Annotated in this window: 27 protein-coding genes and 1 riboswitch; of the genes, 13 read left to right on the top strand and 14 right to left on the bottom strand. The window is 50.2% G+C overall.

All coding sequences use genetic code 11. The features are described 5' to 3' along the window. The first annotated feature begins 129 nt into the window (after positions 1-129). The 4 genes from gorA to A10D4_RS05455 all read left to right on the top strand — a co-directional run bounded on the left by gorA (position 130) and on the right by A10D4_RS05455 (position 3,746). Positions 130-1,482 carry a glutathione-disulfide reductase gene (gorA, locus tag A10D4_RS05470; RefSeq protein WP_008488253.1) on the top strand — a complete coding sequence of 451 codons (1,353 nt, stop codon included), beginning with the start codon at positions 130-132 and terminating at the stop codon, positions 1,480-1,482. A 70-nt stretch (positions 1,483-1,552) separates the two neighbouring features. After that, positions 1,553-2,011 (top strand): DUF3617 domain-containing protein, encoded by a 459-nt coding sequence (locus A10D4_RS05465; protein WP_008488251.1) that lies wholly within the window; start codon positions 1,553-1,555, stop codon positions 2,009-2,011. Continuing rightward, on the top strand, positions 2,011-2,790 hold the full coding sequence (locus tag A10D4_RS05460; RefSeq protein WP_008488249.1) for a hypothetical protein: 780 nt from the start codon (positions 2,011-2,013) through the stop codon (positions 2,788-2,790). The genes A10D4_RS05465 and A10D4_RS05460 overlap by 1 nt, the downstream gene beginning before the upstream one ends. Positions 2,791-2,900: 110 nt before the next feature. Continuing rightward, positions 2,901-3,746, top strand: a complete 846-nt coding sequence (locus A10D4_RS05455) for an ion transporter (RefSeq protein WP_008488248.1) — start codon at positions 2,901-2,903, stop codon at positions 3,744-3,746. A gap of 17 nt (positions 3,747-3,763) precedes the next feature. Here the strand turns inward: A10D4_RS05455 and A10D4_RS05450 are convergent, their stop codons facing one another. After that, the gene (locus A10D4_RS05450) at positions 3,764-4,972 is read right to left on the bottom strand and encodes a glycerate kinase (protein WP_008488247.1); all 1,209 of its coding nucleotides are present in this window, start codon (positions 4,970-4,972) and stop codon (positions 3,764-3,766) included. 235 nt (positions 4,973-5,207) lie between these two features. Here A10D4_RS05450 and A10D4_RS05445 point away from each other — a divergent pair, with 235 nt between their 5' ends. From A10D4_RS05445 to A10D4_RS05435, 3 genes are all read left to right on the top strand, one after another. Beyond that, positions 5,208-5,648 (top strand): hypothetical protein, encoded by a 441-nt coding sequence (locus A10D4_RS05445; RefSeq protein WP_008488246.1) that lies wholly within the window; start codon positions 5,208-5,210, stop codon positions 5,646-5,648. A 91-nt stretch (positions 5,649-5,739) separates the two neighbouring features. After that, a complete protein-coding gene (locus A10D4_RS05440) occupies positions 5,740-5,991 on the top strand; it encodes a hypothetical protein (RefSeq protein WP_008488245.1) in 252 nt (83 codons plus the stop codon). A gap of 148 nt (positions 5,992-6,139) precedes the next feature. Beyond that, positions 6,140-6,490 (top strand): hypothetical protein, encoded by a 351-nt coding sequence (locus A10D4_RS05435; protein ID WP_008488243.1) that lies wholly within the window; start codon positions 6,140-6,142, stop codon positions 6,488-6,490. On the opposite strand, the gene A10D4_RS05430 is transcribed toward A10D4_RS05435, so the two are convergent. The 4 genes from A10D4_RS05430 to A10D4_RS05415 form a co-directional block, all read right to left on the bottom strand. Then, positions 6,487-7,014, bottom strand: coding sequence for a hypothetical protein (locus A10D4_RS05430; protein ID WP_008488242.1), 528 nt, complete (start codon positions 7,012-7,014; stop codon positions 6,487-6,489). The genes A10D4_RS05435 and A10D4_RS05430 overlap by 4 nt on opposite strands. Positions 7,015-7,088: 74 nt before the next feature. Beyond that, a complete protein-coding gene (locus tag A10D4_RS05425; RefSeq protein WP_008488241.1) occupies positions 7,089-8,291 on the bottom strand; it encodes a GGDEF domain-containing protein in 1,203 nt (400 codons plus the stop codon). 92 nt (positions 8,292-8,383) lie between these two features. After that, positions 8,384-9,061 (bottom strand): signal peptidase I, encoded by a 678-nt coding sequence (gene lepB / locus A10D4_RS05420; RefSeq protein ID WP_008488240.1) that lies wholly within the window; start codon positions 9,059-9,061, stop codon positions 8,384-8,386. An 11-nt stretch (positions 9,062-9,072) separates the two neighbouring features. Next, a complete protein-coding gene (locus A10D4_RS05415) occupies positions 9,073-10,017 on the bottom strand; it encodes a sensor domain-containing diguanylate cyclase (protein WP_237738531.1) in 945 nt (314 codons plus the stop codon). Positions 10,018-10,202: 185 nt separating this feature from the next. On the opposite strand from A10D4_RS05415, the gene A10D4_RS05410 reads away from it, so the two are divergent. The 3 genes from A10D4_RS05410 to A10D4_RS05400 all read left to right on the top strand — a co-directional run bounded on the left by A10D4_RS05410 (position 10,203) and on the right by A10D4_RS05400 (position 13,228). Further along, positions 10,203-11,444, top strand: a complete 1,242-nt coding sequence (locus tag A10D4_RS05410; protein WP_192811509.1) for an MFS transporter — start codon at positions 10,203-10,205, stop codon at positions 11,442-11,444. A gap of 120 nt (positions 11,445-11,564) precedes the next feature. Continuing rightward, the gene (locus A10D4_RS05405; protein ID WP_008488237.1) at positions 11,565-12,170 is read left to right on the top strand and encodes a YqaA family protein; all 606 of its coding nucleotides are present in this window, start codon (positions 11,565-11,567) and stop codon (positions 12,168-12,170) included. Positions 12,171-12,196: 26 nt separating this feature from the next. Continuing rightward, the gene (locus tag A10D4_RS05400; protein WP_008488235.1) at positions 12,197-13,228 is read left to right on the top strand and encodes a CNNM domain-containing protein; all 1,032 of its coding nucleotides are present in this window, start codon (positions 12,197-12,199) and stop codon (positions 13,226-13,228) included. Here A10D4_RS05400 and A10D4_RS05395 read toward each other — a convergent pair. Continuing rightward, a complete protein-coding gene (locus A10D4_RS05395; protein ID WP_008488234.1) occupies positions 13,214-13,936 on the bottom strand; it encodes a sulfite exporter TauE/SafE family protein in 723 nt (240 codons plus the stop codon). The genes A10D4_RS05400 and A10D4_RS05395 overlap by 15 nt on opposite strands. A gap of 126 nt (positions 13,937-14,062) precedes the next feature. On the opposite strand from A10D4_RS05395, the gene trhO reads away from it, so the two are divergent. Continuing rightward, positions 14,063-14,992: an oxygen-dependent tRNA uridine(34) hydroxylase TrhO gene (gene trhO / locus A10D4_RS05390; protein WP_008488233.1), complete on the top strand. Its 930-nt coding sequence runs from the start codon at positions 14,063-14,065 to the stop codon at positions 14,990-14,992. Positions 14,993-15,137: 145 nt separating this feature from the next. After that, complete coding sequence (locus A10D4_RS05385; RefSeq protein ID WP_008488232.1) at positions 15,138-15,614, top strand: Dps family protein; 477 nt, start codon at positions 15,138-15,140, stop codon at positions 15,612-15,614. A gap of 97 nt (positions 15,615-15,711) precedes the next feature. Here A10D4_RS05385 and A10D4_RS05380 read toward each other — a convergent pair whose 3' ends face one another. Next, positions 15,712-18,174 carry a TonB-dependent receptor plug domain-containing protein gene (locus A10D4_RS05380; protein ID WP_008488231.1) on the bottom strand — a complete coding sequence of 821 codons (2,463 nt, stop codon included), beginning with the start codon at positions 18,172-18,174 and terminating at the stop codon, positions 15,712-15,714. Positions 18,175-18,394: 220 nt separating this feature from the next. Between A10D4_RS05380 and A10D4_RS05375 the strand changes: the two genes are divergently transcribed. Continuing rightward, positions 18,395-18,595: a DUF3185 family protein gene (locus tag A10D4_RS05375; RefSeq protein WP_008488230.1), complete on the top strand. Its 201-nt coding sequence runs from the start codon at positions 18,395-18,397 to the stop codon at positions 18,593-18,595. Positions 18,596-18,663: 68 nt separating this feature from the next. On the opposite strand, the gene A10D4_RS05370 is transcribed toward A10D4_RS05375, so the two are convergent. From A10D4_RS05370 to ubiD, 7 genes are all read right to left on the bottom strand, one after another. Further along, positions 18,664-19,992: an MFS transporter gene (locus tag A10D4_RS05370; protein ID WP_008488229.1), complete on the bottom strand. Its 1,329-nt coding sequence runs from the start codon at positions 19,990-19,992 to the stop codon at positions 18,664-18,666. 35 nt (positions 19,993-20,027) lie between these two features. After that, the gene (locus tag A10D4_RS05365) at positions 20,028-20,807 is read right to left on the bottom strand and encodes a phosphotransferase (protein ID WP_008488227.1); all 780 of its coding nucleotides are present in this window, start codon (positions 20,805-20,807) and stop codon (positions 20,028-20,030) included. Continuing rightward, positions 20,789-21,412 carry a nicotinamide riboside transporter PnuC gene (gene pnuC / locus A10D4_RS05360; RefSeq protein ID WP_008488225.1) on the bottom strand — a complete coding sequence of 208 codons (624 nt, stop codon included), beginning with the start codon at positions 21,410-21,412 and terminating at the stop codon, positions 20,789-20,791. The genes A10D4_RS05365 and pnuC overlap by 19 nt, the downstream gene beginning before the upstream one ends. Then, the gene (locus tag A10D4_RS05355; protein WP_008488224.1) at positions 21,412-21,669 is read right to left on the bottom strand and encodes a YkoF family thiamine/hydroxymethylpyrimidine-binding protein; all 258 of its coding nucleotides are present in this window, start codon (positions 21,667-21,669) and stop codon (positions 21,412-21,414) included. Before A10D4_RS05355 ends, pnuC begins: the two co-directional genes overlap by 1 nt. A gap of 11 nt (positions 21,670-21,680) precedes the next feature. Next, positions 21,681-23,801, bottom strand: coding sequence for a TonB-dependent receptor (locus A10D4_RS05350; protein ID WP_008488223.1), 2,121 nt, complete (start codon positions 23,799-23,801; stop codon positions 21,681-21,683). A gap of 64 nt (positions 23,802-23,865) precedes the next feature. Continuing rightward, a riboswitch (TPP riboswitch) is annotated at positions 23,866-23,966 on the bottom strand. A 53-nt stretch (positions 23,967-24,019) separates the two neighbouring features. Then, complete coding sequence (gene fre, locus A10D4_RS05345) at positions 24,020-24,718, bottom strand: NAD(P)H-flavin reductase (RefSeq protein ID WP_008488222.1); 699 nt, start codon at positions 24,716-24,718, stop codon at positions 24,020-24,022. 9 nt (positions 24,719-24,727) lie between these two features. Continuing rightward, the gene (gene ubiD, locus A10D4_RS05340; RefSeq protein WP_008488221.1) at positions 24,728-26,197 is read right to left on the bottom strand and encodes a 4-hydroxy-3-polyprenylbenzoate decarboxylase; all 1,470 of its coding nucleotides are present in this window, start codon (positions 26,195-26,197) and stop codon (positions 24,728-24,730) included. Between the last annotated feature and the right edge of the window lie 8 nt (positions 26,198-26,205).

The following is a 26,205-nucleotide window of genomic DNA, read 5'->3' as shown; positions in this document are numbered from 1 at the left end:
TACTGAAATTACGCCAACATACTAGCACTTTCTTGCAAGTCGATTTAAGCCATCATAACAACGTCACGGCGGCCGATGAACGGACGCCAATCAGTTTAGCTCGTTGTTGAGGCAAAACAGGAGTAACCAATGAGCAGACATTATGACTATTTAAGTATTGGTGCAGGTAGTGGCGGTATCGCCTCGGCTAACCGTGCCGCCATGCACGGCGCTAAAGCGGCAGTCATCGAGGCCAACAGTGTCGGTGGTACCTGCGTCAACGTCGGCTGCGTGCCGAAAAAAGTCATGTGGTATGGCGCTCACGTTGCCGAAGCAATCAAATATTCACAAGCCTACGGCTTTAAGGTCGAACAGCAAGCGTTTGATTGGGCCACCATGGTCAACAATCGCGAGGCTTACATTGAGCGAATTCACGGCGGCTACCATCGCGGTTTCCAGAACAACGGCGTGGAATACATCGAGGGTTTTGCTAAGTTTGTCGACAACCACACGGTGGAAGTCAACGGTGAGCAAATCACCGCGGACCACATTACCATCGCCACTGGCGGTCGGCCGATGATCCCTGACGTTAAAGGCGCCGAGTTAGGCATCGACTCTGATGGCTTTTTTGCCTTAACCGAGCAACCGAAAAAGGCTGCCGTCATCGGTGCTGGTTATATTGCCGTCGAAATCGCCGGCGTATTCCATCATTTAGGCACCGAATCTCACTTGTTTGTGCGCCATGACCGTCCGCTGCGTGATTTTGACCGCGATATCACCGACGGCTTATTGGAGCGCATGGCGCAAGACGGCCAGCACTTACATACCCAGTGCACCATCGACAAAGTCGAGCAAGCCGACGATGGTACGCTCACCCTGCATTTTACCAACGGCGATAGCTATAGCGGCTTTGATTGTTTGGTGTGGGCCATTGGCCGCGTACCCGCGACCGATAAAATTAACATCGAATGCACCGGTGTCGACGTCGATAGCGATGGCTATATTCGCACCGATTTGTACCAAAACACCAACGTGCAAGGTATCTACGCTGTCGGCGATATCACCGGTCGGGCACAGTTAACGCCGGTCGCCATTAAAGCCGGTCGCCAGTTAGCCGAACGCTTGTTCAATAATAAGCCAAACGCCCACTTTAATTATGAAAATATCCCGACCGTGGTGTTCAGTCACCCCACCATCGGCACCGTCGGCCTGACCGAAGAAGAAGCCAAGGTTAAATATGGCGAGCAACAATTGAAGATTTACAAATCCTCGTTTGCCGCCATGTACAATGCGGTCACGCCGTATCGCGCGTTAAGCTACTTCAAACTGATTTGTGTCGGTAAAGAAGAAAAGGTCATCGGCATTCACGGCATCGGTGAAGGCATGGACGAAATCTTACAAGGCTTCGCCGTCGCCATGAACATGGGCGCCACTAAAGCCGACTTCGACAACACCGTCGCCCTGCATCCGACCTCTGCCGAGGAGTTTGTGACGCTGCGCTAAGTAGCATGTAACAGGTGCTGATACTGACTTGTTTTTCAGAAACTCCCCATACGTTGCTTAAGAGGAATTTATGGATAAACATCAATACTGGTATGGCAGCGCGGTAAAAGCGTTGGTTTTGTCGCTAACGGCAATGCTCTCAACTCCTGCGTTAGCGGCGGACATTAAGCCCGGTTTGTGGCAGATCACGCAGTCTATGGACAGCGAGCAGTTGCCTGAACAGCTCAAGCGCGAGAAGACGCTGGCGCAATGTGTGTCGGCCGAGGATGCAGCGGATATGACGCTGGCGATGCGTAAGCGTTGGCAGCAGTTAGACTGCACAGAAATGAGCATTGAGCGCGACGGTGATGCCATTGTGACATCGGCGCAATGCCAGCGCGGCGAGCGCTTGCTTAGCTTAAGCGGCAAAGTCACGATTCACGACAGTACCCACTACTCCAGCACCATGCAGACCAGCGGCGACGCCACTCTAACCACTTACCAAGAGGCCCGCTGGGTGGCCGCTCAGTGCCCGCACGGCGAGCAATAATGACAATCTCGTTCACGATCGAAGAGCGGCTATTGCAAGCTGGACACGCGGCACTAACATTGCTCAATAACAAGCAATCAGAGCAAGCATACACCGAGCTGCTTAACGCCGCCGAATTTATTGAAGCCTCAAGCAGCCCTAGAGAAAAGGAACTCGCGGATCAATATGCGCGTTACGCGCTGGCCATAACACAGAGACAACTATCGGCGATTATTTCTGATAAGGAAGCACATTATGTGCAGACATCCGATGATAAAATCGAGCAACTACATACGCAGATCGATGACATACTGCGGAAGTTAGTCACCTGGTTCAGCGACTTTGAAACAATACGTCATCAGCCGATATCGCTGCGTGCATTTGCAAATCCGCGAGCAACCTCCCCACGAAACCGACTAGCCGATTTACAGTCGTATTTAGATACGCAATTGCATAAAGGCTTATCCGCAGAAGAATGGACAGCAGTGCAGGCAGCGCTTGATGAACAGTTCGGCTACATAAAGAACTGGCGTATTAGCAGCCGTAATAGCTTTAAATTATGGCCTGAGGTGGAGTCCGGATGCTTTAGCCGATACGTCAAACTGCTCGAAAACACCGATTACATGTGCAGCCTCAGAGATCAGATCCTTACGTTAGTCGAAAAAGGTTTGCAGATGACCGATAAGCGAGATCAGGTTCGATCTAAGTTTTTGAACTATAGCTATAGCGTTCAAGGCATCGTTGGTGAGCTAAAACAGTTACTGGAACGCTATGAGGGCTATCGATTAACGCCTGAGTAACGATAAGCGGCGGCCATTTGGCTGCTTTTTTTATGGCCGCCTAGCGCGCCGCTTGGTTCGTTGTATAATCGCCAGCTTTGGTTCGTATCAGCAACTGTCTGGGTGCCTGTATGTTTGAGTCGTTGCAATCGCGTTTGGTGAAGTTAAAAGATAATCGTGTGTTCGAATTTGCCGTGGTCGCGGTGATCATCATTTCGGCGTTAGAAATTGGCGCAAAAACCTACGAATTACCGGCCTCAGCGATGTCGTTAACCGCACTGTTGGATGTCTTCATTACTGTGTTCTTTTTGCTCGAAATCAGCATTCGCTTTTTAGCCGATGACGATAAACGACACTTCTTTAAAAAGGGCTGGAATATCTTCGACACCTTGGTGGTGGTGATCAGTTTGATTCCGGTTCAAGACAGTGAAATGGCGTTGCTCGCTCGCCTAGTGCGGGTGTTTCGGGTACTGCGAATGGTGTCGGTGGTGCCAGAATTACGGGTGTTAATTAACTCGTTGTTAAAAGCCCTACCACAGTTGGGTTATGTGCTGTTGCTGATGTTCATCATTTTTTATATTTACGCCGCCATCGGTAGCTACATTTTTGCCGATATTAATCCCGATTTGTGGGGCGATATTGCCATTTCGATGCTAACGCTATTCCGTATCATGACCTTTGAAGACTGGACCGATATTCAGTACGAGACCATGGACGTGTACGGCTGGAGCTGGTTGTACTACATGAGTTTTATCTTTTTAACCGCGTTTGCGTTTTTAAATATGGTCATCGGCATCGTGGTGAACGTCATGGAACAAGAGCATGCCAGAGAGCGCTTATTGAAAAACCCTGAAGACAAACAGCCGACTATCGCCGATTTGCACAACGAAATTATCGCGCTAAAAGCGCTGCTGCAGCAACAATCATCCTCAGCGGCTAGCGCCGTTGACGATAAAAAAACGCCAGCGGCAGATTAGCAGCCGCGCAAGCAACGTTAGTGTGGCAGCGCTAAGCGCAGACTACGCATCAAGTTTTCTGCGCAACGACTTACATTCACAGCGCCGCTGCGCAGCGCTTGCGATAGCTCAGCGGGGCCATCAACCACACTAAACACGGCGCTGATGCCCTGCTCATAAAACGCGCTTAACTCACCCTGATAAGCGCCGACTAACGCGATCACCGGCTTACCGGCTTGCTGTGCTCGTTGAGCAACGCCAATCGGTACTTTGCCTTGCAGGCTCTGGCTGTCGATGCGGCCCTCACCGGTAATAACCAAATCGGCTTGCTGTAGCAAACGGTCAAAATTCAGTTGCGCTAGAACTCGATCAATACCGCCGCTTATATGCGCCTGACACAGTGCCAGCAATGCCGCAGCGATACCACCCGCAGCACCCGCGCCAGGTATATCACAAACGTCACGTCCACAAGCTTGTACTAGGGCTTGATTATAGCGCGTTAACGCCGCTTCTAATTGCGCTTGTTGTTGACTATTTGCTCCCTTTTGCGGCGCAAACACGGCAACACTACCTTGCTCACCCAACAACGGATTGCTGACATCGCATAACAGCTCGACGTCAACACTAAAAATACGTGAACTGATTGGGTCGTCGTAAATACCTTGCCAATCGATGCGGGCACAACGTGCTAAGGCTCCACCGCCGATGCCTTGCTCGAGCGGCTGCTCATCGTCGTCATAGAGCACCGCCCCCAAGGCTTGCAGCAAACCGGCACCGCCATCGCTGCTGGCGCTTCCGCCCAACCCCAGCACAATATGTTTTAGCTGCGGCAATTTAAGTGCTTCGCGCAACAATTGACCGGTACCATAACTGCTGGCCGCCAAAGCATCACGCTGCTGCGCCGCGACTAATGCCAGACCCGACGCTGCCGCGGTTTCTATAACCGCCGTGTCTACCACGCCATTGTCGGTCGATGAAAATGCTCCCCAACTGGCGCATACTGAATTAACGTCGTCATCGTTGTTGCTGATTGGCCCCTGCACCCAGCTCTGATATCGCTGTGCGCTGTCGGCGTGAGCGGCCAGCAACGCATCCACCGTACCCTCGCCGCCATCCGCTAGCGGCAGCGAGAGACAAGTCACGTCCGGGTCAGCACGCTGAATACCGGCGCTAATCGCCTCACAGACCGCCAGTGCCGATAGGCTTTCTTTAAAAGAATCGGGCGCAATTAATACGGTTAATGCCATGACTCACACTCCCCTTGCATTGACCACCGTGCAGCGATGCTCACGATAAGGCTTTATTTTTAACCCATCTTAACGAAAAACTGTGTTATACACCTATAAATATCAACGTCTTAATGGCACCCTATATAGGATTCAACCAAACCTATGCGCCGCGCTTAAGGATACATCTTCGCGGGTCAGCCACGATGATCGTGGTAGTGATAGGGATATCATCAACGATAAAGGAACAATTAGCATGAAAAAATTACTGTTATTACCTGCAGCCCTACTGGTACTGGCCGGCTGTGGCAGCGAAAGCGCCAAAGAAGCCGCCGAAAACATTGTCACTTGCATGAATGACCAAGATTATAATTGTGTCGTCGAGTACATGAGCGAACCGTCTATTGAACAAATCGAGCAGCAGCTTGATAAAATGCGCCAGAACGCACCGATGAAAACGATTTTAGCGAAAAAGCTAGGCGTTAGCGAAGCGCAATTTGACAACATGGATGGTAAAACTTTTGCCGCTAAAATGCTCGAAGACGATATGAATCGCGCCAATAACGCCACCATTACCGTTGAAAACGTTGATGTCAGCGAAGACGGAAAAACGGCCCTAATCACCACCAAACGTGGTGATGATACCTCTGAATTACCGCTGAAGAAGATCGACGATAAATGGTACATGAATAACTAAAAATGTGGCCTTTACCAAGCAGCAAGGCGAGTGAGTTAGCCTTGCTGCTCTCATCCTGCAACACGCCGCCCCCCAGCTACTGATACCTATTATGGCAAAACCGCGTAAAAAACTGCCACTACGCAGCGTCGATATCTCCTGTAGCCGCTGTAAAGCCAAGCTTTTTAAGTATCGTAAAGGCGGCAAAGGCGCTTTAGTGAAATGCTTCATCGAGCGTATTAGCGAAGATTTTACTGAAACCCCGGGCGTTTGCCCGCAATGCCAGCAAGCCTTTGCTCGCGAGACATTGATCCGCGGTACACCGGCATACAAAATCATCGGTGGCAAGGTACAGGTCAAGTAAGTCACAACGCCGCAGCCATAACGTTAGCATTATAATTAAAGTAAAACTGGTTAAAGATGATTGTGTTTAAACGGCATTACGGTATCAATAACCCATACGTTATGAAATTTAATAGCGTTGCAGTAGGACAGCTAGAGGAGTAAGTCTTATGGCACTTGCCACACCCGCGGCCTACGTTAAACAAGCCGACGCCGATTTCGTCCGTGTGCTTTGTTACGATGAAACAGTCAGAGATAGCTTACGGAAACTCGGCTTTAGCCCGCAACACGATGCTGCTAACAACCATGCCATCGCCTATCAAAAAGCGACCCACGGTCGTGCCGATAAAGCCCGCTTGTTACGCCTTTTACGCGACCTAGACATTCCCTTTATGGGCGGTCACGGCTGGTCTCCAGCAGAGGTGTTCAGCTATTTGCGTGAACAGCCGGAGTTGCTGTCTGGTGACTTTCGTGAAGTGAGTTGGTCGTCGCCACGCCGCTACCGCATTCGGCAGCGCTAAAGCCGACCCGGCTTAACATGCCGCAGCGGCATGCTCAGTTGATTGACTCTGACATCGATAATTTGGTCGCTATCGTCGCGTAATACCGTGATATAAATGATCACGCTTTGTTCACTATTACGAAAGACCTCGCGGGTTGTATCCAAACGCGATGACTTCAGTTTTTCGTCAGCAATATTCAGGCGCGGCATCTTATCGGTTTGTAGCGCTTGCAGATCCTTAAACGCACCAGCGGGCAAATCGATATCAAAACGCTCTTGCACTTGGCCATCAACACCCCGCCAAATAACCACAAACTGCGGTTGCTGTTGTTCACCCTGTATCTGCTCGCTGACCACACAGTTACGACAACTGCTAGTTTGCTGAAGCGGCGCCGAAGCGCGATGTGGCGATGCACTCTGTACATTAGCCGGGGTATCGTTTGCGGAGCTGGTCGGACTCGACTCTGAAGCACCGCAAGCGCTCAACGCCAAGGCGGCAAGGACACCATTGAACAGCGCTAACGCTGGAGGAATATTCGGCATGCTGTTTACCTTTTTCGCGGGTCACTGCTACTAACCATAGCCATCGTCAGCCAGAGCAGCAAGCGTTTAGCCGATCATTTGGCCATACTAACGCGATTACGCCCCGCTTTTTTAGCTTGGTAAAGTGCTTCGTCGGCACGCTTGAGTAACTGCTCGGTATGCTCACCCGGTTGCCGTATAGCGCAGCCCAAACTGATCGTAATACGTAACGTTTTGCCCCCTGCCTGAGCTTGTCCACGGCGCTTTCTGGCTTGCTGCTTAGAGCTGCGTGATTTGTCGTCACGCTTAGCCTCGCGCACCCGCAGCGGATAGTCGGCCACCTGCTGCCGCACCTCATCTAAGGTCTGTTGTATCTTGTCGCGTTGCGCGTGGCGGAACACCAGCGTGAATTCCTCACCACCGTAGCGATAGGCTTTAAAACCGCGACCACTTTGTAAAATTCGACCCAGCAAGCGCAACACCTGATCGCCGACATCATGACCATGGGTATCGTTAAAACGTTTAAAGTGATCGACGTCCAGCATAGTCACCGCACTACGCTTACCCAAGTGTGCCAGTTGCGACAGCAAGGCGCGGCGCTGCGGCAGACCTGTCAATTCGTCGATATAAGCGAGATGCAGCAACTGTAGCAACAGCGCCATTAATAGGCTGACGATACTAACCAGCATCGCCCACGCCGATGCCGGCGGTAACTCGATAACCGTTAAAAACGCCAAACATGCAAACCAAGCACTAAAACGACTCCAATCGCGTGCCCCGCTATCGTGATAACGAAGCACAGCAATCCAAATCACCGCCACCGCAACAATCACCACCCATAACGCGTGGCGATAGGCTAACCCCGCCGGGAACCAAGTGGCCGGATTGATAAGGCTAAAGGGCGTCGCTAATACCTGAAACAGCAGGAGACAGGGTGAAAAGGCAATGACGGTGGCCAGCAAAGCGCCGCGCCAAGTCAACAACGGCGGCAAGCTGAACACGTTCAAGGCAATCGCTGACAGCGTGATCCACACTGGCAACGCTTGGTATAACGCCAGCACGCCAGGCTCGCTGAGCGGTCGTTGTAAACCCGATTGAATGGTCAGATAAATACCGGCCAGCCAAGCCAGCCAATATAGCCAGCTCCACTGCCGCAAGATACCAGCCAGCAGGGCAACGAAGCCCATAGCCCAATATAAACTGGCGGGAATAGGCAGCGGAAATTGTTGTAGCCATTGCGGTGCAAAGCAAAGTGCTAATAACCAGCAAAGCAGCGGTAACACGGGGGCAAACGCCACAGCAACTCCCTCACATTCAGGCTGACGATAAGCGCCAACTTTACCTGAAAAGTGTTAAGAAATCAGGTCGATTATTGCCTTGTCATGGTGATTTATGGCGCTGCTGGCGCGCTTAATTCAATAAAAAAGCGGTCGCTACGCGGTAAATAATAATTATCGTAGTTTAGCGACATCGCTACCGAACGCGTGCGACCAACAATTTCAGTTCGCGGCACAAATCCGTAGTAACGTGAGTCGACGCTATTGTCGCGGTTATCACCCAACACCAAATACTGATCAAGCGGCACGGTAACACTGGCAAACGAACTCGCCTTGCTACCTTCTGGCGCCCACCAAACCGGATGTTGCAAGCTACCGAGCTGCTCGACTAACTGATAATGTTCACCAATGCGTTGTTGTGCGGCATAAGCTAACGGCTGACCATTGATCAGCAGGCGATTATCTTGCATCGCCACGGTATCGCCCGGTAAACCAATCACACGCTTAACTAACCGGGTATCAGCGGCAACCGAATCAAAGACAATGATATCGCCTCGCTGGGGTTCGCCGACTCGCCATAGGGTAATATCACTAAATGGCAATTTGACGTCGTAAGCGAGTTTATTGACGACAATGCGATCCCCCTCGATGATGGTGGGTTTCATCGAGCCCGTCGGCACCGAGTTCCAATCGGCAATGGCACTACGAAATACCAGCATCAGTAATAAAAAACCCAGAAAACCACGGAATTCGCGGATAAATCGACTAAAACCCTGATAAAAGCGTTGCATTCAACCCTCGACTAGGCAACCACCACCGCATTTTTACCCTGCTGTTTTGCCCGATACATAGCGCGGTCGGCGGCGTTCATAATGGCTTCGACGGTATAATCCTTACCACTATCGTCGCATTCGTACAAGCCAATCGACAACGAAATCGGTAATTCATAGTGTTCAATTCCCTGCACTAAACAGGCACGCATACGCTCCATCATCAACAACGCTTGCGCCGCATTCGTTAGCGGATGAATGGTGGCAAACTCGTCACCACCAATGCGTGCGATAAAGTCGCTGCCACGGCTATGTTGTTGCAACAAATTAGCCACCCGCTGCAACACTTTGTCACCAAACTGATGACCGTAGCTGTCGTTAACAAACTTAAAGTCATCAATATCGATAAAGCCCACCGCAAAGGCCGTACCCACCGACTGTAATTGTGCTAATTCTTGCATCAACTGACTGACAAACGCCCGTCGATTAGCCAAACCAGTCAAGTGGTCGGTGAGTGCTAACTGTCGTTCGTAAGCTAACTCGCGTCGCATGCTGGCGGTGGACAATTGAATATAGGTGTGGTCACGAATGATGGCGATAACTAATAGTTCATCGTCGAGGTGCAATTGACTAAGCATAATGTCGACAAACAACTTCTCGCCATTTCGACACTGCGCCTGAAACGCCCGACCGCTGCCCATCGGACGTCGGCAAGGGTTACTAAAAAAACGCTGCAAATAGCCCTGATGCCGATCGCGCATGGCTTCTGGTAAGAGTATCGACAGTGGCTGGCGTTGTAGCTGCGTCATGCCGTAGCCAAATAGTTCTGCAGCCGCTTCATTACAACCCTGAATTTGGCCTTGCGTATCAACCAATAACGCCGCATCAGGAATGACATTCATAAATTCGAGAAATTGCAGTTTATCGGCCATCACAGGTACTCGTTTGTCTGGAGTCAGCGCACTGTATTTGTTCATAATTTGTTCAGCAAGGTTTTACTGACATTGAATGCAACAAAATTGTTACAGATCAAAGTGCGCGCCAGAGACGAATAATCATTAACCTACCTTGAGTTATCAACCGAGAAAATAACGACTATACTTAGCTTTCTTAGTAATCGGCTTTTATAATGGCGCCATTCATTTCTCAGCCGAGTTGTTTAATGTCTGAAAATAGCCCTACTCGTACCCAGTCATCGTCCCACCGTCCGGGCTTACCGCTAGCCGCCGATTTGTTGTTGTTAACCGCGGTGTTGATCATTATTGCCTTAAACCTGCGCCCCGCCTTGGCATCTATCGGCCCGTTACTGACGCCTTTGCAAGCGGACTTACAGATGTCGTACACCAGCGCGTCGTGGTTAACGATATTGCCCATTATTGCTATGGGAGTGGCTTGTTTTAGCGGATTTGCATTGGTGCGCTGGCTGGGTTTTCAGCGTACGCTGTCGTTAGCCTTGTTGTTGATCACCTTAGCCACAGCCGCGCGTTGGTGGGTGGGGCAAAGCACGACCTTGATCTTAAGTGCGCTGGTGGTTGGCGCAGGCATTGCTATTGTGCAAGCCATCGTACCGGCCTTAATTAAGGCCAACTTTGCCGAACGCACACCGACCATTATGGGCTTTTATGTCACCGCGATTATGGCCGGCGCAGCGATTGCAGCCAGTTTATCGCCAACCTTGGCGACCTTAGGCGATTGGCATCAGGGCTTAGCCTACTGGGCGCTGTTGGGTGTGGTGGCGTTGTTAGTGTGGTTTGCCATCCGTCGTCATCCCCGCATCATCATCCCCACTGCGACCACGCAACAGGCCAAACAACGCTACCTGAATAACCCACGCGCCTGGCAACTGGCGGTATTCTTTGGCACCGCTACCGGCTGTTACGTGTGTGCGCTAACTTGGTTGGCGCCAGCCGCAATGGAACTGAATTATAGCGAGCAACAGGCTGGCTTATTGGTTGGCTTTCTCACTTTTATGGAGGTCGTTGCTGGCTTACTCTTCCCGTGGTGGGCAAGCAAAGTGTTTGATCGTCGTCCCATTCTGATGGTCCTCGCTATCACGCAGATGCTGGGTTTTATCGGTATGGCCTGTCTGGGCGAAGACTTTCTGCTGTTATCGGTGGCGCTTGCCGGTTTGGGCATGGGGGGCACTTTCCCAATGGCGTTAATTGTGACTATGGACCATCACCGCGATCCGCTAAAGGCCGGACAATTGGCCGCTTTTGTACAAGGCGTTGGCTACCTATTAGGCGGTATCGCGCCGTGGTTAGCGGCTGCTATGCGCGAGCAATTAGCTCAGTTTCAGTACAGTTGGTGGGTGGTGGTTGCCAGTTCGCTGCTGTTATTGGCATTGGCAACACAGTTCAATCCGCGCCATTATGCCGAGAAAATGAGCGTGAAAGATGCCTAATCAACGCCGGCTGTTGCTACTTTGGCAGCAGCCGCGCACGCTGTTGGCGGCTGGCTATTCATCCAAATTGCGATTTACGGCATACTAAAGATATCAGCAACCCGCTAACAGGATGTCAGCGTGAGCGACAGCAGTGTCCCTAAAGCTCGCAGCAGTACCGCACAAAACTGGCTACAACGTCTAGCCGATTCTAATCATGCTTTGTGGCTACTGTTCTTTATGTCGTTCATGGAATCGATCATCGTGCCGATCCCGCTCGAACTGATTTTAATCCCGTTTATGATCATGGAACGTCAGCGGCTGTGGTTAATCGCTAGTGTGGTATTAGCAGGCTGCTTACTCGGCGCTTTTGTGGGTTACAGTTTCGGTCTCTGGTTCTTTGATTCGGCCGGTCAGTGGCTAGTTGATGCGCTAGGCGCCAGCGACCAATTTGAGCAGTTTAAACAAACCCTGCAAGCCGACGGTTTTTGGGCGGTATTAGTCGTCGGTGTCACCCCCGTGCCCTTTCAAGTCGCTATGATCGGCGCTGGCGCTGCTGATTACCCGTTACCGATGTTTATGCTCGCTGCCGCTATTGCGCGTGGCATTCGCTATTACGGATTAGCGCTACTTGTGCTAGCCTTCGGCAACTACGCGGCAAAACTGTGGGATAAGGGTGCGGCTTGGGTCGGTATCAGTCTTTTACTGATCGCCTTTGGCGTCTGGTTCGCGTTACAATTTATTTAGATCCTCAATATAGGCTTTAAACTTTAATGACACTGCTCATTGCTTTTGCTGTACTCTCTATCGCCATTTCTTTTTTATGTTCGGTGCTAGAAGCAGCACTGCTGTCGATTACGCCGAGCTACATTGCCCAACTCAAGGCAGACCAACCGCGCTTACACCTGAAACTAGCACGACTAAAAGACAAAATCGATCAGCCGTTAGCCGCCATCTTAACGCTTAATACCATTGCTCACACCGCGGGTGCGGCCGGTGTCGGTGCGCAAGTCGGTGTGGTCTTTGGCGACGGATACTTAGCGGTGGCCTCAGCGGTGATGACGCTGCTTATTTTAGTATTCTCTGAAATTATTCCGAAGACCATTGGCGCCAAGTTTTGGCGTGGTTTAGCGCCCTATTTGCCAGCGCTACTGCGGCCCATGATATGGATTTTGAAACCTTTTATTTGGTTATCTGACCAAATCACAAAACGCATTGGTAGCCAAGAAGCCGACATTGATATTCGTTCAGAAATTCAGGCGCTGGCGAGCTTAGGCCACGAGCAAGAAATTATCGACGACGATGAACAGCGCGTCATTGCCAACATTCTCAACCTACACGAAATTCGTGTTAAGAATGTGATGACACCACGTACTGTGTGTGAATCGGTCACGCCCGATACGTTGGTCAAAGACTTCCTGACACGCCTACGCGAACTACCGTTTTCGCGCTTTCCGGTGATCGACAAAGAAGAACATCCGCATGGTATTATTTTTAAATCCGACATGCTTGATGCCGATCCGGAAAAGCCGGTCAGCGACTACGTACGTAACGTCGAAACCGTCACCGAATACGTCAGCATCGAAGTCGTGATGGCCAACTTACTGCAAGAACGCCAACATATGTGCTTGGTTTATGACGAGCACGGCAGTTGGCTAGGTCTTATGACGCTAGAAGACATCATCGAAACCATATTGGGACAACCGATCATGGACGAAACCGACAATATTCCCAGCTTACGTCGGTACGCTAAACAACGTTGGGTGCAGCGTCTGAAAAAACCGGATAACTCAAGCAGCGAATAGCGCTTGCCACAGCAAACGCAATGCTAACAGCGTCAATATCAGGTTAAACCAGCGCTGGAAATGCTTATCGCTAAGCCGTCCTAGCAGTTGTAACCCCAACCAGGTGCCAATAATCCCGGCGACTGCCATGCTGACGATCAGTAGCCACCAATCGGCAAAAGCAAACCCTGCCAGGGTAAATATTAATGCTTTGGGTGCGTGCTGCGTAACCATTGCCATCGAAAAGGTCGCTACGGTGGTAAAGCGTTGCGTGAAGCGCGCTTTAATAAAGGCTGCGACCAATGGCCCAGAAGCGCCCACAAACAGACTGATAAAGCCGGTCGCTAAAGCCGCCAGCGCCATCGCTGGAGGCGAAATGACGGCGCGCGGCAAGGCAGGTCCCCAACACAAATATAAGATAAACAAGGCGATGCTAATTTGTAGCCAAAAACTAGGCAAATTAACTAGCAGCATGCTGCCTAGGCCTGCACCGAGCAAACTGAATGGCGCAAACAGCGCGATAGTCGGCCAATCAATGTGGCGCCATGACAACAGCGTCCGACCGCTATTAGAGGCTAGCTGCACCAAACCGTGAATCGGTATCACCGCTTGCACCGGCAACAGCAGCGCCATCACCGCTAACAGTACCGCACCACCACCGGCGCCGACAGTCGCGGTAAGTAACGAGGTCAACATCGACAACGCCGTTAATAACCAAAAGTGTTCCACCACGGTGATATCTTATCGCTGAGGAAAAAATAAACGGATGCTGCAAAATAGCACAAAAAACACTATAATCGGCGCTGATTTTCGCCTCGGATTTGCGATCCGAACCGCTAAAAAGGTAGTAATGCTATGTATATCTGTGCAGCTCTGTATAAATTTGTCGAACTTAACGACTTTGAAGCTTTGCGTCAGCCGTTGTATGACACCCTTGTCAATAATGACGTTAAAGGCACTCTGTTACTTGCCCGCGAAGGCATCAATGGCACCATTTGCGGCACCCGCAGCGGCATCGACGCCGTCCTCGCTTGGTTAAAACAAGATGCGCGCTTCGCCGACCTTGAACACAAAGAATCCGACAGCGATGAACAAGCGTTTTACCGCACCAAGGTCAAACTGAAAAAAGAAATCGTTACCATGGGCGTCGACTGGGTTGATCCGAAGCGTAGCGTTGGTACTTATGTTGATGCCAAACAGTGGAACGCGCTGATCAGCGACCCCGAGGTGTTACTGATTGATACCCGCAACGATTATGAATATGCGGTCGGCACCTTTGATGGTGCAGTTAATCCGAACACCGAAACCTTTCGTGAGTTTCCACAGTTCGTTAAAGATCATTTAGATCCCGAAAAACATAAAAAAGTAGCGATGTTTTGCACCGGAGGCATCCGCTGTGAAAAGTCCACGGCTTATCTGAAAGAGCAAGGCTTTGACGAGGTTTATCACTTGCATGGCGGCATTTTGAAGTACTTAGAAGAAGTGCCGGAGGATGACAGCCTGTGGCAAGGCGACTGCTTTGTCTTTGATCAGCGCGTGACGGTTAAGCATGGTCTACAACAAGGCAGCTATGACCAGTGTTACGCTTGTCGGATGCCGATCACCGAGGCGGAAAAACAGTCACCGCAATATCAACAGGGTGTCAGTTGCCCACATTGCTTTGATAAAACTAGCGCCGAGCAGAAGCAGCGCTTTGCCGAGCGGGAAAAGCAAATGCAACTCGCCAAGCAACGCGGTGAACAACACATCCGTGATGGTAAAGTGGCAGATTTAAACGGCGACTAGCGGTATTCAAATAATCTAGGGAAGGTTCGTGTTGTAAACGATATTATCTATTAGGATAATCGTTATTGAACATTTTTCATTTGCTCTGATTTCCGCTAAATTAGTTAGCAGATAACGATTCAGTCTCATTGGAAAGGAGAATGTTATGAAACAACTTAACGTCATCGGATTAGACCAGAAAGGTACCGAACAGCTTGCCGGTAAACTGAATAAGTTACTGTCTAGCTATCAGATCTTTTATATGAATGTACGCGGCTTCCATTGGAACATCAAAGGTGAACAGTTTTTTCAATTACACGAAAAGTTTGAAGAAACATACAACGACCTATTGACCAAAATCGACGAAATCGCTGAGCGTATCCTGACCTTGGGTCAACGCCCGCAGCATGCTTACTCGACTTACATCGACAACAGCGAAATCGACGAAGCCAAAGATGTGCATGAAGGCCGCGCTTGTGTGAAACATATTGCGCAGAGCTACAAAACCACCATTGCTAAGCAACGTGAAATTTTGGACTTAGCCAATGAAGTGGGTGACGAAGGTACTGCCGCATTAATGAGTGACTACATTAAAGAGCAAGAAAAAACTGCTTGGATGTTGACCTCTTATTTAGGTGAATAGCAGGCGAATAGTCGGTTAAAACACCTAAACGCAAGTCCTGACAAAAAAGCCTCGCAATCGCGAGGCTTTTTTATATAAAAACGGCGAATTAACCCAATTAAAAACGATAATCCGCTCTTAAGTAGTAATAACCGCCATTGATACCAAATGGGAAAGTTTCCCAGCCATACTCAAAACCAGCTTGTGAAAACGGAATACCGGCATCCCCCCACTTATCAGGGTACTCATCAAATAAGTTATTAGCGCCCACCATCAGGGTAAAGTTATCGGTGACATCGTAGCCTAGCGAGACATCGGTTATCCATTTTGAACCCCAAGTATGCTCAATTCCGGTAAAGGCTTTACCACTGACCTCACCAAAGTAATTGAAGGCTAAATTGACATGCCATTGCTGTTTATCCCAATTCGCACTCAGTGTCGCTTTTTCACCGGGTTGCCCCTTTTCTAACCGCATAACCTGGGTGTCATTAAAAATGGCGTCGGCAGGTATTAGCGAAGACACCGAGTTGATCTGCTCGACCTCGGTATCAATGAAACTCAGCGCCGCGGTTAAGGCCAATTCACCTCCGGCAAACGGCGTTGGATAAGAGCCAATAATATCGACGCCACGAGTCTTGGTGTCGACCGAGTTAGTGAAAAACTGGACCGCACCGAGATTATTTTCCGCTAAGATATCGGCGAATACCGGGCCGATGTCGGCCGTTAGCGGCTCGGAAATTACGATACGGTCATCGATGTTGATCTGATAAGCATCAATGGTTAAATCAAAGCCACTATCAAAACGTGTCACCAAACCAACACTGAGGCTTTGCGAGGTTTCCTCTTCTAACTGGTCGATACCAAACTGCGCGGCGATCTCTGAGTTATTAGCAACGGTGCCGGTTTGCACCAAGGTGCCATCGACAATATTGGTTAGCACCTGACTGTAATACATCTGCTGAACACCGGGAGCGCGGAACCCGGTCGACGCCGTGGCGCGCAATGAAAACTGTTCATTAATGTCATAACGCGTTGATAACTTGCCCGAAATATTATCGCCAGCAATATCATAGTCTTCGTAACGCAAGGCACCGGTCAACAACCAATCCGTCGTCAGATAATATTCAGCATCAATGTATATGCCGTAGCTATCACGGGTTTCGTCTACCGCCTGCTCTGGACTAAACCCTGGGAATCCTTGAATGCCAGGCTCGGCAACGGTGTCATAAGGGGTAGTGATGACGATATCGGGATCGTTAGTGCGGCCATAAGACCACGACACCGGGTCGCCCGGATTGATGGTATAACCATCGCGACGATACTCAATACCGGTTGCTACGTACAGTAGCTCTTTGCCGATATCAATGGTGCCGCTAAAATCTAAGTTAAACGTGGTTTGCTCAAAAACTAACTCACCATCAAACGCCGATGTCGGTGTTTCAGCATAAATGCCGCCGTTGCCATCAGGTTCGTAGTACCAACTGACGTTGGCCGAATTAGACGAATTAAAACCAAAATTGTTACGCCCGTACACGACACTGGCGTCCCACAACCAAGCGTTAGGTAAATCGCCACGGATCCCGAGCGCTATGGAATCATCATCGGTGGTGGTTTCTAACTGCGGTAAAAAGCCATTAGGGTATAACGCTTCTATCGTGCGCGGATGGCCGGTACCGCGGAAAAAGCCAGCAGATTTACCATCACGCCGTGAAATACCGCCAAAACTGTACAGCTCGGTGGCATCGGTGAGCTGATAGCCCGCGTTAAACCAAGCGTAATAGTTTTCTGAATCGGCATCACCTAAGTGTAAGCGTACGACTGGGTCGCCGTTTTCATCTAACCAGTTGCCAATTAATTCACCGCCGGTGGCTTCTAAGGAAGCCGGCGCCGCGCGATTGGTCATGCCGCGGTCACGATACTCTAAGGTAGCGTTAATGTATCCTCGCGAAAAGCTTTTTCCGATGTTCAAGCCAAGCTTAACGACTTCACCATCACCCTCATAGGTTTGTCCGGTTTCAGCCGACAACAGACCGCCGTCACCGTTTTTTAAGGTAATATTGATCACGCCTGCTATCGCATCAGAGCCGTACTGAGCGGCAGCACCCTCGCGTAGAATTTCCACACGTTCCACGGCAGTCATCGGAATAGCGTTAATGTCATAGCCAGCCGAACCTTTACCAATAGTCTCCTGCACGTTAACGAGTGCTTGCTGATGGCGACGCTTGCCGTTGACGAGTACCAACACTTGGTCTGGCCCCAAGCCGCGCAGAGTCGCCGGGCGGATAATGTCGGACCCATCCGAGACCGTGGTCGCAGAAAAATTGAAAGACGGTGCCGTCATTTGCAACGCTTTACCCAGCTCTGTGGCCCCAGTAGCGAGCAACTGTTCACCAGAAATAATATCGACCGGTGCCGCCGACTCAGTCGCCGTACGGCCGTTGACGCGAGACCCCAGTGTGACAATGCGTTCGATGTTTTTAATTTGCTCATCGTCATTGCTAGTCGCTTGCTGCGCTTGCGCAAAAGAGCAAGCCAAGCCTATCGATAAGCCCAAAAGTTTGAGTGGAAAGCGTTTTGGCATCGCTAAGCTCCCTGTTACTTGTTATTTTTTAGTAAATTCTTAAGCAAGAAAATGCGGCGTAACGTCAAATAATCACGTCTATTAACAAGTAGCTTGTTTTGTACCGCATAGAAATATGACATAAGTTAAATCAATTAGAACTTTTTCTGGCGATTAGTCGTACTAGTTGTTAATGTGAATAGTGAAGTGGATAAAACAGTCAACAAAAAGGAGTGTTGTTATGGGTAAAATCATTGGACTTGCGCTGATCGTTGCCGGAGCGATTCTGCTGTATTTCGGCTATGAAGCGTCGCAATCTGCGGCTTCAGAAGTTTCTCAAGCGGTTACTGGTGAACCCACCGATAACTCTATCTGGTTCTTAGTCGGTGGCGCGATTGCCGTGGTAGTTGGCCTTTACGGCTTAGTTCGCGGTGGTAAGTAAGCATTAAAATCGCTATCGATTTGTCGCCAGCGGTGCCGCAACCGCTGGCTTACTTCCATCAAGTCCGTTCAGGATGACGTTTTAGCACTCACACTTGCCAGTTTTAGTGCTCCCAGCGTGGCTAACCCACCGACCCCGATCAATAACCAAAGTACCGCTGTCACACCCAACGCACTGTCTAACCATCCCAGCAACAGACCGAGCAATAATACGATCCCCATTAAGGTATTGGATACCGCAGTCAGTTGCGCGCGATTGTCTTGCGTAGCCATATCAATTAAATAAGTTTTACGTCCTACTCGCGCGCCATGATGAGCTACCGCCGAAAGAAACATTAGCAAGCCGGCAAAAACCGCCGATGCCAACCAATCCGTTGCCCAATAGTAAGCCGCTAACGCCAGCAGCATGGTCAATACCGATAAGCCTGCCGCTGCGGCCATCACCTGATGGCTAGCGACGTCTGACCATCGCCCCCAAAAACGGCCCGCCAACAACCCAGCTAAACCACTAGCGAGCATCAAACCACCTAGACTGGTAATACTTGCGGCACCTTCACGCTGTACTAATACCACCAAGTAAGGAATGGCGAAGGCGGTGCTGACCAACAATGCGCGAATCAATACGAAGCCACCAAAACGTTTGTTACTGATAACCAAGCGCATCGATTTGACGGCCTCACTGAGGGCATTGCCACCACCCTCTGTAGCACCTTTGACTTCGGGGATCGCGGCATAAGTCATGGCAGCCATCATCCACAAACACGCCGCCACAAGAACAATCAGTACAAATAACCAACGCTGTGCGGTCAACGCTGGACTCAGCATGATCAACAGCGCCGTTAACACGCTGAGTAAGCCCGCTATCGATGCAGCCACCCCGCTCAAGCGACCGCGTCGCGATTTAGCAATGGTTTTTCCTGTGACATCTTTCGCGGCCACCGAACAAACCCCGCGCGCTATACTAAAACCGGCCAACAACAGCACCACTGTCCAACCTAAACTGTCGCCACTTAGCCAAGCTAACGCAAAGGCCATAGCCAACAGCATGACCGCTTGACCTAAACTACCGGCGACCCAAAACCATTTGCGAACAGGCTGTTGTCGTAATTGTTGCGCCACCACTAGTTGCGGTAACAGCGCCAGCGACTCACGTAACGGTACCAGTGCGCTGATGAATACTGCCGGCGCGCCTAAACTGGAGAGCATCCATGGTAAAACTAAGCGTGCACTAATTAAGCTATCGCCCAATTTCGTTAGGGTCAGTGATAATAAGGTTAAAACAAAGGCGCGCGGCTGTTCGTTGCAGGCTTGTTCGGGAATATCTTTACAGACACGGGCATCTTCGTCTTCGGCTAAATACTGGTATAGCTTATCCTGCAACGCCTTATCGTCAGACATAGCGAGAGCCTCTACAGGTGTGGTGGCGGCGGAAATTAGGTCTGCTGAAGCTTATGGTGTAGCTCAAACCAGAGTTGATTGACTTGCTTCACCAGCGCTATCCAGCATTGTAAGCGCTGCCAATCGATATTTTGCCCACTAATACCTTCGTAAGCATGCACCAGCGACAAACTACTCGCGGCCGATAAGCGATTGACAACTATAGTACTGGCGATATCGAATAAACGTTCACCATAGCCAGCATATTCCCAATCGAGCACGCAATTATTCGGTTGCGTCAGCAAAATATGTTGGTAGGCCAAGTCATTGTGGCAAAACACGGGGTGCGCGCCCCAGCTATCTAATAACTCTCGGTAGTCGCGCAAACGGCGTCGAAAATTAGCGGCGGTAGCGGCATCAAACTGTGCCAACGACTGCAAATAACTATCGACACGCTGGCGTAGCGACCAGCTCGCTAAGTTGACTTGAATACGATGAATGTGAGCCAGGTTTTCAGCCACAATACGTACTCGCTCGACTTCAGTCATCTTGGTTTGTGCCAGCGCTGGTGCTGGCACAAATTGCTGCAGCAACAAGCCGCGCTCAGCATCATAATGAATCACTTCAGCCGCTAAACCTTGCTGCGCCAACTGCTGCTGCAACTGCACTTCTTGCTGGCGATCCAGACCATAAGGGTGATCGTGACAAAAGCGCTTTAATACATAACGCTGTTGACCATTGCTGATCACGTAAACTTGATTAGAAACCCCTGACAAGGCCGGTTCAACCTGCCAAGGGCCTTTAATCGGCAAGTGTTTTAACCATTCTCCGAGCATACCGAGCTACCTAAGGCTGAATCCTGCCGCCAACGCCACATGGCGTATAGCACCAGTAATAAGTAAAGCACAAACAACAAGGCTGTTGCCGTGAATCCTTTAACAGCATAAAGGTAGACGTAAACGGCGTCTATCACTAACCAATACCACCAAGTTTCGCGAGCTTTTTGCGCCACCAAGTAAGTGGCAAACAAGCTATAGCAGGTGGTAAAGCTATCTAGCCAAGGCTGTTCGGCATCGGTGTAGTGCGCCAACAGTAACGCGCAAACACAGGCTATCGCCGCCACAACGAGCAGCTTTGGCCAGTGCCAGCGCCAGCTATAACGGGCACCCTGCGGACTCACCTGCGACGCCGCTTGCTGCACCTGATATTGCCACTGCCACCAGCCATAGCCCGCCAAGAGGATATAGCAAAGCTGCAAGAACGACTCCATATACAGCTTACTGTGCCAAAATAGCACGGTATAAATGCTACAACTGACAGCGGCCATTAACCAACACCACTGACTTTGATGAGCCGCCAACACTAAGTAAGCCAGCGCCAACAAGAGTGCGCTGAGCTCCCAATAGGAAGTCAGCGCCAATGCTTCAAACAAGCCTTCCATCACTGCGCCGGACGCAAGTCATTATTGATGAATTTACACACCAACACTTGGCTTGGCAGCTGTTGATAAGTGATTTTCAGCTCTTGTTGCAAGACACTCATGACGGTGTCAAATTCACCGAATACTTGGGTGCTCATGGTGTTGGTGTGAACCTCGATACCAGAGTGCTGATTCAACCTATCGATAAAATCTTGAATAACCGGCCGGAACTCTTCAGCCGCCAATGGGTACAACGATAGTTCTGCGGATAATTGCATTATCTGACTCCTTAAAACTGGTAGCTAGCGCTAATACCAAAACGCCGCGGTTCACCGTACTGCTTGTAGGTTTCGGTGACGTACTCATCGCGTGGGTCGTTGCCAAAATAGAAACCTCGGATGGCGTAATCTTCATCGGTTAAATTGCGCCCATAAGCCGTCAACGTCCAATCGCCGATGTGATAATTGATACGCGCGTGCAGTAACAGCATGCTGTCGGCTTTTTGATTATGCGAGTCGCTAAAGTAAAAACCGTCTTTACCATCGACTTCTAACTGTAATTGCCAAGCCTCGTTAAACCAATAATCGCTGCCTAGGTTAAACTGATAATTGGGTGCCTGAGCTTGGTCGCGACCACTCATATCAACGCCATCTTCGGTAACAAAGCCATCAATTTTAGTTTGTAACCAGCCCGCGCTGGCAAATAACCGCCAATTGTCGCTAACTTGATAACCAACTTCGGCCTCAAGCCCATAATTATCGCCGCTGGCGGCGTTTTCGATGTAACCGACAAAGCTTTGCTCGCGGTTTACCCAGCTTTTTAACTGAACGTCGTCACGCCAACTGTAAAAACTGCTAACACGCACCGTTAAGCGCTGATCTTCGGAACGTCCTTTGACGCCAAATTCGGCGTTCCATAGCAGTTCTGGCTTAAAGGTTGCGCGTGCTAATAAATAGTCTTCTAATTCGGTTAACGCCTGGTCTTTTGCTCGTCCGAGCGCCTCGCCATTGACCCCACCATTTTTATAACCGCGTGCTAACGTGGTATAGATGTAGGTTTGCGGACGCACTTGATAATTCACACTGAGGCGTCCTCCCCACATGGTATCGCTGGGATTAGCAATAACCGCATTGCTGTCGATGTAGTCGTTATCGTAACGCTCACCACGGATGCCCCAAGTCACCGTTAAATCATCGCGCCAATGCTGTTGCCATTCGGCATAGATAGCAGAACTGCGAGATTGATAATCGCTGGTGAAAATGGTGGCTTCATCACGGTCATAGTTAAAATAATCACGCAATAAATCGACATCACGGCGGTAATGATAAACGCCGATGACCCAGTCTGACGGAATACCGAACAGTTCTATGGGCTGTTGTGATAACCAACGTAGCTCAAAAGTGGCATCGTCACGATCACGCTCATAAGCATCGAATGATGAATACTCCCAGCCCGGCGCAATACCGACATAGGTCCAGTCTTCGTCAAAAGCATAAGCGGTATCGGCTTGCAGCCAGGTGGATGATAATTCAATACGACTGTGCTGCCAGCCGGTGTAGTTTAACTGCAACCGTAGCGCATCACTTTGCAAACGGTCATAGCCCGGTTCGTCTGACAACGTATGACGATTGTTTTCTAGTGAAAAGGCATCGTAACCGTTATTAACATCAATATGGTGATACCGGCTTTGTAACTGCCAATGTTGACCAAGGTCGCTATCAAGCGCCAGCTTGACGGTCATTTCGTCGCGTGACTCGGTATCGTCGGTCTGTAAATAGTCGTTATAGGTAAAGCCATCGCTATTTAACTGGCTTAGCGACACTCGACCACGGCCCAGCGCGGCTAAATCACCACCTACGGCAAAGCCAGCCATACGCTTATTATAATTACCGATATCAAATAGCCATTGACCGCGCACATCATCGCTTGGCGCGACACTGTTCATAACGATCATACCGGCCATTGCATCGGCACCAAAACGACCGCTTTGCGGCCCACGAAATAGCTCGACCTGACCGATATCGAACAAGGTGGCAGCAGCGCCCAGACCGCTGTAATTAATCCCATCGATAATCAGTCCCACCGATGGATTGATAGGGTCAACAAATTGGCTACGTTCGCCAATACCGCGAATTTGAATAAAGCGTCCGCGTGAGGCACCACCGGCAAAATTGACATTGGCGGCAGCATTAAGCATCTCGTCCAAATAGCTAGCCGAGCGACGTTCAATGTCGGCTTTGGATAAGGCGCTAACGCTGGCTGGCGTCGCATCAATTGAACGTGTGCGAAAATCGGCGGTGACTTCGATGACTTCCATAGCAGCATCGTCAGCTTTGACGCTGTTAACGTCATTAGCCCACGAACTGAACGACAGGCTTAACACAGACAGTGTGATAAGATTTTTATACATGGATCATTCCTTGTTGAAACAGCAAGAAAAGACCCGGTTCAGGCAAGTATATAGAACTGTAGACTGGTTTTTAGACTACCATCCCTACGCCAGTATTAACCGGATCAGGTATTAAGGGTTCGCTTTCGCATCTCAGCCGGTTGCCCGACACCCCTTGGTAAAAATGCGCGGCAAGTATAACGCGAATAATTGCCAACGCAAGTGTTGTTAGTCAGAACCTAAATGAAGGCTAACGCATCGCCATACAGGTTAGCCAATGGTAAGCCCTTGGCGACAAAATCATCGCGTACCACCCGCACCATTTCAAAGCGTCCCGCGACATAAACGTCGTGCTCAGCCAATTGCGGTTGTTCGGCAATTGCTGCGTGGTGCACTAAGCCAATGGCACCGCGCCAGTCGGCCTCGGCATTTTCGACCACCGGTCGATAATCGAATTGTTCATACTCATCCGCCAAGCGCTTTAACTGCTTGTGCAAATAAAGGTCATTGGCGCTACGCCCACCCCAATACAGCGTTACCGGACGCCCATTACCACTGGCTAAATGCGCTTGCAAAATCGACCATACGTAGGAAAAACCGGTACCACCGGCTAGCAATAATAACGGTCGCGCGCTGTCAGCACGATAATGCGCATCGCCTAACGGTACTTCGATCGACAATTGCTGCTGTTGCTGAATCGCGGCAATCACTTCCATCGCATATGGATTATCGTCGCTGGCGCCGATATGCAACAACAGTTGTTGTGGCTGACTTGGACAAGACGCTATCGAAAACGGGCGTTTATCGCGCTCGCCCATAACCACCTGCAAATATTGTCCAGCGGCAAACGGCAGTGGTTCAGGTAGATCGAGGGCGACTTCATAAACGCTATCGGTCAATTTTGCCCGAATGCTCGCTTGGCAACTCAGTTGTTTCATAAATGCTGCTTACTCCAATATATTCAGTTCATCCCAAAGCGCGTCGACGCGCGCTTTGACATCGCTATCCATGACAATCGGCTGACCCCACTCACGGTCGGTTTCGCCAGCCCATTTGTTGGTCGCATCCATGCCCATCTTTGAGCCTAAGCCGCTAACTGGCGATGCAAAATCTAAGTAATCAATGGGCGTGTTTTCAACCAATACGGTATCCCGTGCGGGGTCCATCCGTGTGGTAATCGCCCATATCACGTCGTGCCAGTTCCGGGCATCAACATCGTCATCGCAGACGATCACGAACTTGGTATACATAAACTGTCGTAAAAACGACCATACGCCCATCATGACCCGCTTAGCATGACCGGCGTATTGTTTTTTCATGGTCACCACCGCCATGCGATAAGAACAGCCCTCAGGCGGTAAATAGAAATCAACAATTTCCGGGAACTGCTTTTGCAACAACGGCACAAACACTTCGTTCAAGGCGACGCCTAACACCGCGGGTTCATCCGGCGGACGGCCGGTGTAGGTGCTGTGATAAATCGGCTGCTTACGGTGAGTGATGTGAGTTACGGTAAACACCGGAAATTCGTCGACCTCATTATAGTACCCGGTGTGGTCGCCATAAGGTCCTTCCGGTGCCGTCTCGCCCGGCTCAATATAGCCTTCTAAAATGATCTCGGCATGAGCGGGGACTTGTAAATCATTGCTAACGCTGTTGGCTACTTCGGTTTTGCTATCGCGCAATAAGCCCGCGAAGGCATACTCCGATAAGCTGTCCGGTACCGGGGTAACGGCACCTAAAATAGTGGCCGGATCGGCCCCCAAAGCAACCGACACCGGAAAGCGCTGACCCGGGTGAGCCTGACACCAGGCCTGATAATCTAAGGCGCCGCCACGATGTGATAGCCAACGCATAATGAGCTTATTACGGCCCAGCAGTTGCTGCCGATAGATACCCAGATTTTGTCGTTCTTTTTGCGGCCCTCGGGTAATCGTCAGCCCCCAGGTGATCAGCGGTGCCACATCGCCCGGCCAACAATGTTGAATCGGTAAGCGGGTTAAATCGACATCGTCACCGCTAACCACCACCTCTTGGCAAGGCGGCTTCTTTAGCACTTTCGGCGACATGGATAGTACTTTTTTGTACACCGGCAACATATTCAACGCATCACGAAAACCTTTCGGTGGCTCTGGCTCTTTTAAAAAAGCCAATAATTTACCCACGTCGCGTAATGCTTCGACCGAATTTTGCCCCATGCCTTGCGCAACCCGGTCTGGCGTACCGAATAAGTTAGCCAATACCGGCATATCATGACCTTTAACATTTTCGAACAGTAGCGCCGGGCCCCCCGCTTTTAATGTACGGTCAGCAATTTCCGTCATCTCTAAATAGGGGTCGATGGTTTGTGTGATACGCTTGAGTTGGCCCTGTTGTTCTAATTGCGCGATAAAATCGCGTAAATCCTGATATTTCATGCGCTGCG

Origin of the sequence: Idiomarina xiamenensis 10-D-4, from assembly GCF_000299895.1 — a bacterium.
Lineage (GTDB): Bacteria > Pseudomonadota > Gammaproteobacteria > Enterobacterales > Alteromonadaceae > Idiomarina > Idiomarina xiamenensis.
This window is presented reverse-complemented; position numbering and strand designations above follow the sequence as displayed.